A 16,283-nucleotide genomic window follows, 5' to 3' on the forward strand; every position below is an offset into this window, starting at 1 on the left:
CTAAAACATGAAGATTATGAAATCAAAAATACTTTTTTATATCGCTGTCGGTTTGGCTTTTCTGACCGTTTCGTGTGATTCGTACCTGGATAAAGAGCCCGACGATATGCAAACGATCGAGGGGGTATTCGCTAAACGTAGCACTACCGAGCAATATCTGGCCAATGCTTATGCTTACTTGCCGGAACAGTATGATGCGGTATGTATCGTTCCGCCGATGTATGGCTGGCCTTTTGTACCTGCCAGCGATGAGGCGGAATGGGGTGCTGTTCGGGTGTATGCTTTTATGCAGAACGGTACTTTGTCGGCCTCCAATCCTTCTCTTAACTTCTGGACTCCTCTTTATCGCGGAATCCGGGAAACCAATGTATTCCTCGAACATGTGGGAGAATGTAAAGAATTGGAAGATGGCGAACTGGAAGCCTGGACTGCCGAAGCCAGATATATCAATGTGATGTGTCATTATTGGTTGGCTATGATTTATGGACCTATCGTGTTGGTGAAAAATGAGATTATCGATGTAAATTCCACGATTTATCGGGAAAGAGACTCCTGGGAAGATTGTGTGAAGTGGATTTGTGATGAGTTGGAAGCTGTGGCTTACGAGTTGCCACCGACTCAGGGAGATACTTACAAAGGTAAACCGACCCGTGGTGCTGCCCTGGCCTATCGTTCCCGTTTATTGCTTTATACGGCAAGTCCCTTATTTAACGGTAATGCTTATTTTTCATCGGTAAAGAAAAAAGACGGAACGGCTTTATTCCCGACAACCAAAGATCCGGAAAAATGGAGAGTGGCTGCCAATGCTGCCAAGAACTTCATCGATATGTGTGAAGACGGTTCCCTGCCTCATCAGCTGTTGACCGGTTCGGATGAAGAGAATGCAAAAGGGAAAACCTATAAAAGAGTATTTATCGAGGCTTGGAACAGTGAATTGATCGATGCCGAATTTCCCGGAGCAAACAATACGTATTACGTTTATTTACTGGAACAAGGACCTGCTCCGAACGGAGATCGTTTCCTGAATGGGCATGCCACCAATTGTGCCACTCAGTTCCAGGTAGACGCTTATGCCATGGAAAACGGGCGTTATCCGATTACCGGCTATAACAACGACGGTTCGCCGGTGATCGACGAGGAATCCGGTTATACAGAATCCGGCTTTTCCACTTTTACCGTACCTACTTTTGATTTGGACTACAAAGGTTTTACCAGCGAGATGTTCAATATGTATAAAAACCGGGAACCCCGTTTTTATGCCAGTATATTCTATAACGAAGGGGTATGGCCGAATACGGTAACCGATAAACCGGTGTATATCAATAAATACGGAACCGACGGCAGTAATAGTTCGGACTATAACCGTACCGGGTATTTGATTACTAAATTCGTTCATCCGGGATCGACCCTGAATCCCTACAATCTGAATTATGAACGGAGTTGGTCGAATTTCCGCTATGCCGAGATTTTACTGAATTATGTGGAAGCAAAGATTGAGCTGGGTGAGTTGGACGACGAGGTATTGGGCTATTGGAATGCCGTGCGTAACCGGGGTGGTGTGCCGGATATCGAGACCGTATATCCGGATGTAAAAAGCGACCAGAATCTGGCACGTGACCTGATCCATCGGGAACGTCAGGTGGAATTTGCTTTCGAAAATATCCGCTGGTTCGATGCTAATCGCTGGAAGATTGCAACGGAGACCAATCATGGGAAAACCTACGGTATGAATGTAAACATATCTTCTAAGAATGCTTTGCGTTCCGAATATTATCAGCGTACGGCTTTCGAAACCCGTGTTTTCCTCGAAAGACAGTATTTACAGCCGATTCCACAGACTGCTATTATGAAGAATCCGGATCTGAAACAGAATCCCGGTTGGTAATGTTTAACCTCTAAACGAAAAAAGATGAAAATCAAATATTTAATTCTTTGTTTTGTCGCTTCTTTATTGGCTTCGTGCGGAGAAATCGACGAGTCGAATCTGAAGCTCTATCCTTCCAAACTTTATCTGGGAGTGAGTGGTTACAACCTGCAAGAAATATACGATCTGGGCGAAGAATCTTTGGTATGGGATGTATATGTGGATAAGAGCGGTTATTACGATAATGCCGCCGAAGTAGAATTGTCGTACGATCCGACAGTACTGACCGATTATCAGGAGCTGACTCAGGAGGGACTGGATTTCGAAGTATTACCTGAGCATGTCGGTACTTTGGGGCAAAAACGCCTGAGTCTGGCTGCCGACGCCACCTTGGGAGGTACACAACTGACTTTCGATATGACTACTCTTCGAACACTGATTCCGAAAGATGAAGAAGTGAAGTACGTTTATCCGGTACGGATCAAGAGCCTGACCGAGGGGGTAGAGGTCAATACCGATAAAGATTATCTGTTGCTGGCGATCCGGCTGAATACACCTCAGGCAAATTTGCGCGGAAGAGGGAGTTTGATAGAAGCGGATTGTGATCCTTGGCGAGGTACGAATATGGATAAGATCATCGTACCTCTGATTATGGATTTGCCTTTTGATAATGAAAGTATGGAACTGACGTTCGATTATGAAGCTGATCCTGCTTTATTAGATTCCTATAACCAATTATATGGAACGAACTATGAATTGCTGCCTGAATGTTATACGACTCCTGAGTTAAAAATCAAAGCCGGTGAAGTTTCGGGAACGGCAGAAATGGAGGTAGATCCTGTGCAACTTGCCGGAGAAACAGGGTATGATTTGGAAGGTAAATCTTATATGTTACCCATTCGGATTACCGGATGTGACAATCCGTCTGTCAAGATTCAAGCAGGTGCTGTTACTTATGTAAAAGTAGCTACAAAAGCCAAGTGGACCGGAACGTGGACGGAAACGATTCTTGAAGGAGAATCCGGAATTAGTACAACAGCTGGTAGTGTGTTGTCCGTGAAATTATATACCCGTCATGCTGTTATTGCAAATGCAGTCGGTGATGAAAATTGCCAGAATATGATGTCTGGTTGGATATTGGATGATGAAGCGATTCTTTGTCCTGGTTGGAGTGGAACTATGTTCGAGCAATGTTCACCTATTATTAAAATTACCGAGGAAGATTATGACAATAGTGGAAAGAAAAAGGTAGATGTTTTGGCCGGTTGGTTTGGCGATATTTGGAACTGGGGGGGTAAACCAGTTTCAGCTAATAATAGCTGGTATGATCCTAATTCTCAGGTACTTCATTTAGAATGGTCGGGTGGCTATAGTTGGGGGGATTATACGATTAAAAGAGAGTTTTCGAATCCGATATTTGATTGAATTTTATCTGATGAGGGTGTGTCAAAATGCGTGTTTCGATAAGTACTATATGCTTTGGTATTGTCAAAAGGTAATGAAAATTTTCTTAAAGGGTATCGTTATTTACCTCTTCAAGTAGGATATAAGGGAGGAGGGCAAATCTTTAAAGGATATGAACGTTCATGTTATCATCCAATCTATTCAGATACAATTTATCAAATATTATCCGATACAACTTATGGACCGATTTTCTATTTTAAAATAAAAAATTCAAGTTGGGAAAAGTATCATAATTCAGATAGATTTGTTGATATAGATGGAAGTGAAGAAGGAGTGTTTACGTTACTTTACGAAAATCAGGATTTTTTTCTAGGATACATAGCCGATAAAAAAAAGAAAGGTAATTATATGCAGCCTTTTTTGTATGATAAAATGAAAGATAAGACTTATCTATTGAGGTGGTGCGATTATTATGAACATTTGAAGGAACTCGACTACTTTGAGGGATATGAGGCACGCGGAATATTTGAAGATTACTTTATTGCTCACGTAAGTTTTTCGACTCTTGATCAATATAATATATTCGAGCGCGTGAAAGATGGGGCTCTTAAAATTACAAATCCGGAGTTGGAAAGAGTAATCCAGAATTTGAATACAGATTCGAATCCGGTTTTGATCCTGACGAAGTTTAAACATTTATGATATGCAAAGGTTTATGAGATGGCCTTTATTACTGGCTATCGTGGTAAGTATTTTTTAACGGGAAACGAAAATAAATAAGTTATGGCAGATGGGAAAATAAATAGACCGTATGGGGGAGTCTTGTTATTGGGAATCTTTTTAACTCCTTTGTTATCGTTAGGTCATGATTATGCTGATGGTATAATTACCGCCAAATATTTCCGTTTTGCAGAAGTTGTCGGGATTGGTTTATTGCTGACATGGATGGTGGCATGGAAACGGAATTTTCAATTCTGTTTCAGATGGGTGGATGTCGGTGTGGTGCTGTTCGCTTTGTATGGGGTGGGAAGTTTTTTGTTGAATGATTTCAGGGGAGAAACGCAAACGTTGTTATTGATATTATTAGTGGGACTGTATTTTGTGTGTCGGGGTTTGGGAGGATGGAAGGTTTCTCAGAGGTTGCTTTTTACCTTTGTTTTATTGCTCGCCGGGAGCATCGAAGCGATATGGGGATTTTTACAGGTATACGGTTGGGCTGATCAATACCATAGCTTATACCGCTTGACCGGGAGTTTTTTTAATCCGGGCCCCTACAGCGGTTTTCTGGCGGTGATATTACCGGTGGCTTTGCATACTCTGTTAGGGCCGAAGCCTCTTTGCCGGGTTGATAAAATCGTGTACGGACTCGGAGTTATTTGTTTGGTTTCGATCATCCTGGTTTTACCGGCCGGCATGAGCCGGAGTGCCTGGGTGGCTGCCGGAGCCGGTTGCGGAGTTGTTGTGTGGAGGCAGAAACGCTCGAGGGAATACGTTAGGAGGGGAATAGGGCGGATAGGACGAGGTTGGAAAAGATGTTGGCTGGGGGGTATTTTATTACTGGGATTATCGATCGGGGGTGGATTGTATTTGCTGAAAAAGGATTCCGCCGATGGACGTTTGTTGGTATGGAAAATGGATCTGGCGGTGATGCGTTCCCAACCTTGGCTAGGTGTCGGTATCGGTCGGTATCCGGGTGCTTTAGGAGAAGCTCAGGCGGTTTATTTTGCAAACAGTCCTGCAGATCCGCGGGAAGAATATGTGGCTGATGCTCCTGAATATGGTTTCAATGAGTTTTTGCAATTGGGAGGTGAATATGGTTTGATCGGTTTGTGCTTGTTTTTATCGATAACGGGTATAGCGTCGGGAGGGCTGTTTAAAAGGAACACGCAGCAAACCGGTGGAGTATCGGGCGCTTTAAGCGCATTTCTGGTATTCGCTTGTTTTTCCTATCCTTTGCATATGTTACCGATGGCGATGCTGTTTGTGCTGTTATTGGCGTGGAGTGTGAATGTCGGTGCGAAAGGAGTAAGGATAAGACGCTGGGCAGGACAAATCCTGTGGTTACCGGTTATGGTACTGGGGCTTGTTGCTGCCTGGAGATTGACAGAAAAGGAAACCGCCTATAAAACATGGAAAACCGCAAGGGCTTATTTCCGTCAGGGAGATTATCAAGAGGCTTTAAACCGGTATACACCTTTATTTTCTGCCCTATCCGACCGGCCGGCTTTTGTGTTCGAGTTTGGCGAATGTCAATTTCAAAACGCCCAATATGGAAATGCGACGGCGATTTTTTTGTGGGCGGCGGAACTCAGTGCCGATCCGATGGTGTATAATAAGCTCGGGAAAAACTATCAGGCCCTGAAACAATATGACCGGGCCGAGAAAGCTTATGTCCAGGCTGCTCATATGATTCCCCATCGCATTTATCCGCTTTACCTGCTGGCTTTATTGTACCGGGAAATGGGAGATATGGAAAAGGCCCGTGATATGGCCCGGCAGGTAATCGACCAAGAACCCAAAGTGTGGTCACCTGCAGTGGAAGAAATGAAGACAGAAATGAAACAATTATAATGATTTTTGCTTACCCTAAATAACAAATGTGATGATGAAAATCCTATATTTTTACTTATCTGGCTTGTTGTTGCTGTGGAGTAGCTGTCAGCGGCCGACGATGCTCGATTTTGCGTTGCGGTATGCCGGGGAAAACCGCGTGGAACTGGAAAAGGTACTCGACCACTACCGGAATGATTCGCTGAAGTATCGGGCGGCCGTTTTTTTGATCGGGAATATGCCTTATCATTATTTCTATACAGGTGCGCAGTTGGATAGCCTCAGGCAAGGATACCGGTGGATGCAACGGACCGGACTAAGTGCCAAAGCGGTCAAACACAAATTGTGGAAGACTTTCGGCGAGCCTGATGTCAGGAGGTGGACGAAACGCAACGATGCCCGGTCGGTTACGGCCGATTTCCTTATCCGGCATATCGATTATGTATTCGGGGTGTGGGAGAAGCGGCCCTGGGCTTCGTATTATTCTTTCGAAGATTTTTGCGAATTTGTCCTGCCTTACCGGATTGAAAGGGAACCCCTGGAATTTTGGCAAGAGGCGTATGTACGGCGTTACGGACGGTTGTGCGACTCGCTCTGTGCCGTGAATCCGGATGTGGTGTTTGTCGCTTCGGCTCTGAACGATCACTTACGGGCCGAGCAGAATTGGTATGCATCTTCCGATTTGTCGTTTGTGGAATATGGAGCCTTGCAGTTACTGGACGAACGATTCGGAGGTTGCCGGGAGTTGTCGGGGTTCAATGTGGCCCTGTTCCGGGCATTGGGGATCCCTTGCGGAATCGACCGGGTGGTGCAGAATCCCCACCGGATCGGTTCGCATATGTGGACATTTATGGTGGATACCAATGGGCGAAAGCTTCCCTACCTGTGGAATTACTATAATATCGACCGGGAGGAACGCATGGAAGAAAAGTATGGAAAGGTGTACCGGGATTATTTCAGCGTACAAACCACTAATTGGGCTGTGTCTTATCCCGACGAAGATATTCCGGGGATACTGAAAAAACCTTTTTTGCGGGATGTGTCGGACGAGTATTTCGGCCGGAATGTAGCGGTTGTACCCTTGTACGATTCGGCGGGCGATGGCCGGTTGTGCTACCTGGCGGTCTTCAATAATGCCGGCTGGTCGCCGGTAGCGGTAGGGACTGCAGCCGGTTTTCAGGGGGTATTCAATAATATCGATACGGCGATTGTCTATTTGCCCGTATACCACAGGGAAGGAAAGTTGACGGCGGCCGGCGATCCTTTTATTTATACGAAGAATCATGAAGTGAAATCCATCCGTGGTGGGAACGAAAGAGTACAAAAGATGCATCTGGTGAAAAAATATACCGGGACGGCTATGGATCGCTTGCTGCTGGATTTGATGGTACAGGGGGTATTCGAAGGAGCGAATACGCCGGATTTCCGGGATGCCGTGGTGCTCCACCGGATTACTAAAGTGCCGCTTCCCGATTCGAACTGGGTACGGGTGAACTGTCCGTCGGAATTTCGCTATCTGCGTTACCGGGGACCGAAAGGTTCCAATAGTTGTATTGCAGAGGCGATGTTTTTCGATGCGGACGGTAAACTGATCCGGGGGGCCTGTATCGGTACACCTTCGGCGGAGAACGGAAAGACCTGGGATTGTACAAAAGTTTATGATGGGAGCAAACATACCTATTTTGCCGCTCAGGATGCCGATACCTCCTGGGCCGGTTTGCAGTTGGCGATACCTGTCCGCGTCAGCCGGATCTGTTACATTCCCCGGAACGACGATAATTTTGTCAAACCGGGCGACCTATACGAACTGTTGGTGTGGGACCGGGGACAATGGTACACGATGGGACGGCAGGTGCCCGACACCTATGGACTCGATTATGAGGGAGTTCCTGCCGGACACCTCTACTGGCTGAGGGATCTCACTGAGGGAGTGGAAGAACGGATATTTACGTACGAACAGGGAAAACAGGTGTGGTGGTAGGAAGTTTGTACGATTTTTGCATCTAAAAAAATTTTTGTTGCATTCTTTTTCTTTCGTTCATACTATTTTTAACCTCACTTAACGGAGCGGAAATGGGAGGATAGAAAGAAAAGTAACGGTGGAGAGTAAATTTTTATAAAAATTGAATATGGTAAAAAAAATCGTTGGAACAGGAGTATTACTTGTCCTGGCTTTGGCGTTGCAAGCCGGAGTGAAAATGTATACTTTAAAGTCGCCGGACGGTAAAGTGAAACTCGAAGTGACTGCCGGACAGGGGATAGCTTATTCACTTTTCTATGATGGCCGGCTTTTATTAAAACCTTCCCGGATAGCCCTTCATACCGACCTGCCGGAAGCCGATCATTGGGAAAATATCCGTATAACGGGAACAAAACAGAGGCATGTGTCGGAGACGGTACAGGCTCCGTTCTATCGGGTGAAGGAGTTCGGAATCGATTGTAATGAACTCGAACTCCGGTTGAACAATGGTTTTTCACTGCTGATGCGGGCCTATAACGATGGTATGGCCTATCGGTTCGTGGCCGGCCGGAAAGGAGAGATGACAGTGGTGGAGGAGAGGGCCGAATTTAATTTTGCTGATGATTTCGAAGCCTATATACCGTATTCTACCAATCCGAAAGATCCCTGGAATATGGCTTTTCAAAATTTTTACACCAAAGCTCCTCTTACACAATATAATACAGAGTTACCTGCTTTTTTACCCTTGACTGTGGATGCCGGTGCGGTGAAACTGACCTTACTGGAATCCGATTTGGAAGCTTATCCGGGCATGTTCGTCTGTGGAGATGGAAAAACGCCGGCTTTGAAAGGGGTGTTTGCAGCCTATCCTCAGGAAACGTTTAAGAATAAGTGGCGTTGTCAGGAGACGGTGAAAACCCGCAGGCCTTATATTGCGCGGGTAGCCGGTAAATGTACCTTTCCCTGGAGAATTATGGCAGTGACTGCAGAAGATACTCAGATGCCGGTGAATCATCTGGTGTATGCGCTGGCCGCTCCCAACCGGATCGGTGATTACAACTGGATAAAACCCGGGAAAGTGGCCTGGGAATGGTGGAACGACTGGGGGATCAGCGGAGTGGATTTTAAAGTAGGAATCAATACGCCGACTTATAAACATTATATCGACTTTGCTGCGGAACAAGGAATCGAATATGTGGTGCTCGACGAAGGTTGGTCGGATCCCAAACAGGGAGATATCATGACCACTGTTCCGGAGATCGATTTACCGGAATTGGCCGAATATGCCCGCAACAAAGGGGTCGGACTGATTCTGTGGGCGGTGATGAACGTGCTGGACGAGCAGCTCGAAAAGGCTTGCCGGTATTATGCCGGTATGGGGATTAAGGGCTTCAAAGTCGACTTCCTCGACCGGGATGATCAGAAAGCGGTAGAGATGGTTTACCGGATCGCGGAAACTACTGCAAAATATAAGCTGTTCGTGGATTTTCACGGTATGTATAAACCGACCGGAATCAACCGTACTTTCCCGAATGCGATCAATTTCGAAGGAGTATTCGGCATGGAGGAACTGAAATGGAGTAATCCCGATATGCCTTTGTACGACGTAACTATGCCTTTTATTCGTATGATGGCCGGGAATGTGGATTATACCCAGGGAGCTATGCGGAATGCAGTGAAAAAGGACTTCAGGGATATTTACAGTAGCCCGATGAGTCAGGGGACCCGTTGTCATCAATTGGCTACTTATATCGTGTTCGACAGTCCGTTGGTGATGTTGTGTGATGCACCGACCGCCTATCGCAAAGAACCCGAATGTACCCGCTTTATCGCCGGTTTACCCGTTGTGGCCGATGAAACCCGGATATTGCAGGGGAAAATGGGAGAATATATCGTCACAGCCCGGCGGGTGGGGGAAGACTGGATTGTCGGAGGACTGACCGATTGGGAAGCACGTACGGTGGATTTGGATTTGAGTTTCTTGCCGGAAGGGATGTTCCGGGCTGAAATTTTCTGCGACGGTATAAATGCGGATAAAAAGGGAGAGGATTACCGGCATGAATATCGTGATGTAAAAAGAGAGGATCGGTTGAAGATGCAACTTGCTCCGGGAGGAGGATTTGCTATCAGGTTGAAGAAAAATCATAACTGATAAAATTATAAACTTATGAAAATTATTCCTGTTATTTTATTATTGGTGTTCAGTTGTGCCGTTTGTGCACAGGAGCTGAAAGAAAAATATGCCGAAGCAGATGGGTTCAGGCAAAAGTATGAGGCCGGATATTTTGGAGGGAATATCACTCCCCGCTGGATCGGAAATACACATTTTTGCTGGTATGCGGTCAAGACTCCTGCAGGTACTGATTTTATACTGGTGAATGCCGGTAAACGACAGAAACAACCGGCTTTCGATCAGAAAGCTATGGCTAAAGCATTGACGGCTGAACTGGGACGAAAAGTGGAACCCGGGAAAATGCCTTTCCGGGAGATTGTGTTTTCGGACGATCTGAAACAACTGACTTTTGTGACCGAAGGCATGAAATATACTTACGACCGGAATAAAAATAAGGTGATCGGTAAGGTGAAAGAAGAACCCCGCCGCCGGGAAGGCCACTGGGGAGGTGTGAATGAAGAGAATTGGCAGGGAGCTACTCCTTCGCCCGATGGAAAAAAAGAAGCCTTTGTCAGTGAAGGAAATCTGTTTGTCCGTGATATAAGTAGCGGCAAGGTGAACCGGCTGAGCTACGACGGAGCCCCCGGAGAATACTATTCTTCTTTTATCAGCTGGTCGCCGGATTCCCGGAAATTGGTGAGTTGTAAATACCGCCCCGCCTGGATCCGGAAATTGAAGACCGTCGTGTCTTCGCCTGCCGGACAACTGCAACCCAAAATGGAAGAGATCGATTATGTGAAACCGGGAGATGCCCTGCCTGTCAAACGACCGGTATTGTTTCTGGTGGAGGAAGGACGACAGGTAAATATCGAGTTTGCCGAACCGGAAAAACAGTTTAACCTGAACAATATCCGTTGGGCCGATGACAGTCGTTCTTTTACTTTCGATTATAACAAACGGGGACATCAGGAATATATAGTTTATAAAGTCACCGGGGACAACCCGAAGGCTCAAGTGCTGATCGGGGAGAAGATGCCTACTTTTGTTTATTATAATTTGCTGTATCGCTACGATCTGAAAGACCGGAACGAGATCCTCTGGATTTCGGAGCGTGACGGATGGCGCCATCTTTATCTCTATGATGCGGATAACGGTCAGGTGAAACGACAACTGACCAAAGGGGAATGGGTAGTGAAACGGGTGTTGCATGTGGACGATGCCGCCAGGGTGGTTTATTTGGTAGGGTGCGGAAAAGATGCCGGTGAAGATCCCTATCTCGAGAAAGTATACCGGCTGAATATAGAGAATGGAGAATTGCTCTGCCTGACACCTGAAAATGGAAACCATCAAGTGGAATTTTCCAGGGATTATACCTATTTTACAGATAGCTGGTCCCGGATCGATTGTCCGCCGGTAGCTGCTTTGCGTAGTGCGAAAGACGGATCGGTCTTGTTGTCTTTGGAAAAGGCCGATATCAGCAAGATGCTGGCAGAAGGGTGGAGAATGCCTGAAGTGTTTTGTGCTAAAGGAAGAGACGGAGAAACCGATATTTGGGGAGTTATCGTCCGTCCGGTAGATTTCGACCCGTCCAAAAAATATCCCGTAATCGAGTATATCTATGCCGGACCACACGATTCTTTTGTCCCGAAATCTTTCACCGTATCTCCGGTAGATGCCGCTTTGGCGCAATTGGGCTTTATCGTGGTACAGATCGACGGAATGGGGACGGCTAACCGTTCGAAAAAATTCCATGATGTATGTTGGAAAAACCTGAAAGACGGAGGCTTTCCCGACCGGATCGCCTGGATGAAGGCTGCGGCGGCTAAATATCCTGAGATGGATATCGACCGGGTTGGGATTTATGGCTGCTCGGCAGGCGGACAAAATGCGATGGGAGCTGTATTGTTCCACCCTGATTTTTATAAAGTGAGTGTCGCTGCTTGCGGTTGCCATGATAACCGGATGGATAAGATCTGGTGGAATGAACAGTGGATGGGGTATCCCGTCGGAAAAGAATATGAAGAATGCTCCAATACGGTGAATGCTTATCGTCTGCAAGGGAAATTGATGCTGATCCTGGGGGAATTGGACGATAATGTCGATCCTTCGACAACTTTCCAGGTGGTGAATGCTTTGATCGGTGCCGGTAAAGAGTTTGAATTTGTAGTATTGCCCAACCAGCGGCATACGATGGGCGGAGCTTACGGTGAACGGAAAAGACGGGATTTCTTTATCCGGCATTTACAAGGCCTGCAAACTCCGGATTGGAATAAAGAGGAAAAGAAATAAAATCGAATCATAAATAAAAAGCTTATGAAAAAAAGAGTGATGACTTTTGTTGCCGCATGTCTGGCACTGAGTGTGTGTGCTCAGAAGAATGGACATACCGGTTATCCCATTACCCCGGTTCCTTTTACAGCTGTAAAAGTGAACGATGCCTTTTGGGGACAACGACTGAAAGCCAGCCGTGAAGTGACGATTCCGCTGGCATTCAGTAAATGCGAAGAAACAGGACGCTACAAGAATTTCGAAATGGCCGCTAATCCCGGTCCTCATAATAAAGTAACCGGATTTTCTTTTGACGATACCGATGTGTATAAAACGATCGAAGGGGCCAGCTATCTGTTGCAGACGTATCCGGATGAAAAATTGAAAAAATATATCGACAGTGTGCTGGTGATCGTTGCCAGGGCACAGGAACCGGACGGATATCTGTATACTTCCCGGACGATGAATCCGGAACACCCCCATGAATGGGCCGGATCGAAACGCTGGGAAAAAGTGGAAGACCTGAGCCACGAGTTTTATAACCTGGGGCATATGGTTGAAGGGGCTGTCGCTCACTATCAGGCTACCGGACAGAAAAACTTTCTGAATATTGCGATCCGCTATGCCGACTGTGTTTGCCGTGAGATCGGTGATAAACCCGGACAGCAGGTGAAAGTGCCCGGACATCAGATCGCCGAGATGGCTTTGGCGAAGTTGTATGTGGTGACCGGGGATAAAAAATACCTGGATGAAGCGAAATTTTTCCTGGATAAGCGGGGATATACGGAACGGAAAGACGAATATAGCCAGGCTCATAAGCCGATTCTGGAACAGAACGAGGCCGTCGGACATGCTGTCAGGGCTGCTTATATGTATTCCGGTATCGCCGATGTCGCTGCCCTGACCGGTGATCAGGAGTATATCGATGCGATCGACCGGATCTGGGAGAATGTCGTTACTAAAAAGTTGTATATTACAGGCGGAATCGGAGCTACCGGCAGTGGTGAAGCTTTCGGTAAAAATTACGAATTACCCAACATGTCGGCCTATTGTGAGACTTGTGCCGCTATCGGTAATGTGTATTGGAATTATCGCTTGTTTCTGCTGAAAGGAGATGCCAAATATTACGATGTACTCGAACGTACCCTTTATAATGGCGTATTGTCGGGGATTTCTCTGGACGGTGGGGCTTTCTTTTATCCCAATCCTTTGGAATCTATCGGCCAGCATCAACGTTCGCCCTGGTTCGGATGTGCCTGTTGCCCGTCGAATGCCTGCCGTTTTATTCCTTCTGTTCCGGGATATATTTATGCTGTGAAAGATAAGGAAGTTTATGTCAATTTGTTTGTGGCCAACGAATCGACCCTCGAAGTCGCCGGGAAGAAAGTAGGATTGAAACAGTCCACCTCTTATCCCTGGAACGGGGATATACGAGTGGCCGTGACTCCCCGCGGAATTTCCGATTTTGCGATGAAAATCCGGATTCCGGGTTGGGTGCAGGGAAAGGTCGTACCGAGCGATTTGTACCGTTATGCCGATGGCAAAAAACTAGGCTATACAGTGAAAGTGAACGGTAAGCCGGCAGAGAGTACGCTGGAAAAAGGTTATTTTACCATTCAACGCAAATGGAAAAAAGGGGATATCGTAGATATTCATTTCGATATGGAACCGCGGATTGTAAAAGCGAATTATAAAGTGGAAGCCGATCGTGGACGGGTATCCGTCGAGCGAGGACCGGTGGTGTATTGTGCCGAATGGCCGGATAATGATTTCAGTGTCCGGGGAATCCTGATGAATCAAACACCCGAATTTACCGTAGAAAACCGCAGTGATCTGTTGTACGGCATAGAGCTGTTGAAAACACAGGCTCAGACGCTGGAGTTCGATAAAGAGGGACGTCTGGAGGCAAAAGAAGTCACTTTATCCCTGATTCCTTATTATGCATGGGCACATCGGGGAGCCGGAGAGATGACCGTTTGGCTACCGATCGACCTGAATGCTACCCGTCCGGCAATGCCGCCGACGATTGCTTCCGAAAGTGAGGTTTCTGCCTCTCACCGGAGTAGTGCTATCTCGGCGGTAAACGACCGTTTGCAACCACAGAATCCCGAGGATCGCTCGATGCCTTATTACCATTGGTGGCCGAAAAAGAATACAACCGAATGGATTGTATACGACTTCAAAGGCGAACAGACTGTCTCTTCTTCTACCGTTTACTGGTTCGACGACGGCCCGTGGGGTGGTTGCCGGATACCGGAAGCATGGAAGGTATATTATAAAAATGAAGCCGGAGCATGGGTCCCGGTGAAAAATACGGCTGATTATCCGATTCAGAAAGATGCTCCCTGTACGGTGGAATTCGAACCGGTGAAAACCGCTGCGGTGAAACTCGAAGTTCAATTGCCGGAGGATAATGCGGCAGGAATTTTTGAGTGGGAAGTGAAATAACTTTTGGCTTACCTCGTCATTATTGTTATTTTTGTAAAGAAAATCAAACTAACAAAACATGAACTTATTGAAAATCATTTTTTTATTTTTCTGTACCTGGATGACAGGAGAGTTGACGGCCCAGACACCCTTTGAACGGTATTTTCTGGACAAGACACTACGGTTCGACTACTACCATTGCGGAGATAGCCGGAACCAGGAGTATTTTTTCGACGAATTGAAGGAAGAACCCTATTGGGCAGGTTCGAAAGTGTCTCTGCTGGATGATACCGGTTATGGGGTGCAATTGTTTAAAATCTTCGATAAAGCCAGTGGTAAAGAGATTTATTCCCGAAGCTATTGTACCTTGTTCAATGAGTGGCAAACCACTCCCGAAGCGCAGACTGTGCGTAAAGCCATGCCTGAGTCGGTGGTTTTCCCTTACCCGAAAAATGAGGTACGGATCGAGATCTATGCCCGTAACCGGAAAGGAGTTTTTGAAAAGAAATTCGAACAGGACATCGATCCCAATTCTTATTTTGTGAAAAAGTTTACTCCCCGCTACGAGACCTTCGAGGTGGCCTATAACGGTAATCCCTCGACGCGGGTAGATATCGTACTCGTTCCCGAAGGGTATACCCAGAATGAGAAGGAGAAATTTGCAGCTGCCTGCCGGGTGTTTGCTGAAGAGTTTTTCAGTTACTCTCCTTTCAAGGAGAATGCTGCCCGTTTTAATATCCGGGCGGTGTGGGCCCCTTCGATGGAATCGGGTGTGACTATTCCCGGCGAACATGTATGGCGGAATACGGCGGCTCAAGCCCGCTACTATACCTTCGACTCGGAACGTTATCAAATGATCGAGGACTTTCAGGGACTCCGGGATATCGCTGCCCATGTGCCGTATGATCATATTTATGTGTTGTCCAATACGCAGAAATATGGTGGTGGCGGAATCTATAATTTTTATGGTATCAGTGCAGCTCACCATCCTAACCGTACCGGTAAAATCTATGTACACGAATTCGGACATGTGTTGCTGGGATTAGGGGATGAATATATTGGCAACGTGTCGTACAACGATATGTATCCGACCGATGTAGAGCCATGGGAAGCCAATCTGACCACCCTGACCGATTTCGGCCGGAAGGAATGGAAAAAGATGCTGGACACGAAAACGCCGGTTCCTACTCCTGTCAATGAAAAAACACCTCAGAAATTAGGGGTTTATGAAGGAGGTGGCTATGTGAATAAAGGAGTGTATCGTCCATGGCCCAACTGTCTGATGAATAACCTGCATACCATCGATATCTTTTGCCCCGTATGTAGTCAGGCGATCCGGAAGCAAATCGATTTTCTGTGCCGTTGATCGTACGGAGTAATTTTTAATATGCAGGCCGATGGTCCGGAGTGTTCCCGGAACATTCCGGAGTAGACATGCCTCGCTGAAAGATTCCGATCTTATCTGGAGAATGAACGCAATACTTGGAACGGACGGGCGATAGCCATGAGCAGGAGTAAACGAAAAAACGGACAGATTACGGTAAAAGTCGGCCCGGAAGGTATGCCGCAAGCGGTTCTTAAACTTAGGGCAGAATAAAAAAAGAGGGTGTCCAAAAAGGCAAAATACCCCCTTGTAGAATCGGATATTTGATTTCAGTCTCCAATAGGGATACGAATAAATCGAGGGTGCCAAATAC

General features: G+C 46.5%; 9 protein-coding genes. All 9 read left to right on the plus strand.

Annotated features, from left to right (window positions below; all coding sequences use genetic code 11):
• Nucleotides 1-16 precede the first annotated feature (16 nt).
• Nucleotides 17-1,885: a RagB/SusD family nutrient uptake outer membrane protein gene (locus AC5RDS_RS07115; RefSeq protein ID WP_013613768.1), complete on the plus strand. Its 1,869-nt coding sequence runs from the start codon at nucleotides 17-19 to the stop codon at nucleotides 1,883-1,885.
• 24 nt (nucleotides 1,886-1,909) lie between these two features.
• The gene (locus AC5RDS_RS07120) at nucleotides 1,910-3,289 is read left to right on the plus strand and encodes a DUF1735 domain-containing protein (protein WP_494222281.1); all 1,380 of its coding nucleotides are present in this window, start codon (nucleotides 1,910-1,912) and stop codon (nucleotides 3,287-3,289) included.
• A 60-nt stretch (nucleotides 3,290-3,349) separates the two neighbouring features.
• A complete protein-coding gene (locus AC5RDS_RS07125; RefSeq protein WP_147350600.1) occupies nucleotides 3,350-3,970 on the plus strand; it encodes a hypothetical protein in 621 nt (206 codons plus the stop codon).
• 81 nt (nucleotides 3,971-4,051) lie between these two features.
• Nucleotides 4,052-5,839 carry an O-antigen ligase family protein gene (locus AC5RDS_RS07130; protein ID WP_013613776.1) on the plus strand — a complete coding sequence of 596 codons (1,788 nt, stop codon included), beginning with the start codon at nucleotides 4,052-4,054 and terminating at the stop codon, nucleotides 5,837-5,839.
• 31 nt (nucleotides 5,840-5,870) lie between these two features.
• Nucleotides 5,871-7,799, plus strand: coding sequence for a transglutaminase-like domain-containing protein (locus AC5RDS_RS07135; protein WP_147347783.1), 1,929 nt, complete (start codon nucleotides 5,871-5,873; stop codon nucleotides 7,797-7,799).
• A 148-nt stretch (nucleotides 7,800-7,947) separates the two neighbouring features.
• Nucleotides 7,948-9,930, plus strand: coding sequence for a retaining alpha-galactosidase (locus AC5RDS_RS07140; RefSeq protein WP_013613779.1), 1,983 nt, complete (start codon nucleotides 7,948-7,950; stop codon nucleotides 9,928-9,930).
• A 15-nt stretch (nucleotides 9,931-9,945) separates the two neighbouring features.
• A complete protein-coding gene (locus tag AC5RDS_RS07145; RefSeq protein WP_013613780.1) occupies nucleotides 9,946-12,180 on the plus strand; it encodes a S9 family peptidase in 2,235 nt (744 codons plus the stop codon).
• Between the two features lie 24 nt (nucleotides 12,181-12,204).
• Nucleotides 12,205-14,607 (plus strand): glycoside hydrolase family 127 protein, encoded by a 2,403-nt coding sequence (locus AC5RDS_RS07150; RefSeq protein WP_013613781.1) that lies wholly within the window; start codon nucleotides 12,205-12,207, stop codon nucleotides 14,605-14,607.
• A 58-nt stretch (nucleotides 14,608-14,665) separates the two neighbouring features.
• Nucleotides 14,666-15,952, plus strand: a complete 1,287-nt coding sequence (locus AC5RDS_RS07155; protein WP_118104768.1) for a M64 family metallopeptidase — start codon at nucleotides 14,666-14,668, stop codon at nucleotides 15,950-15,952.
• The last annotated feature ends 331 nt before the right edge of the window (nucleotides 15,953-16,283 follow it).

Source organism: Odoribacter sp. (assembly GCF_985060555.1).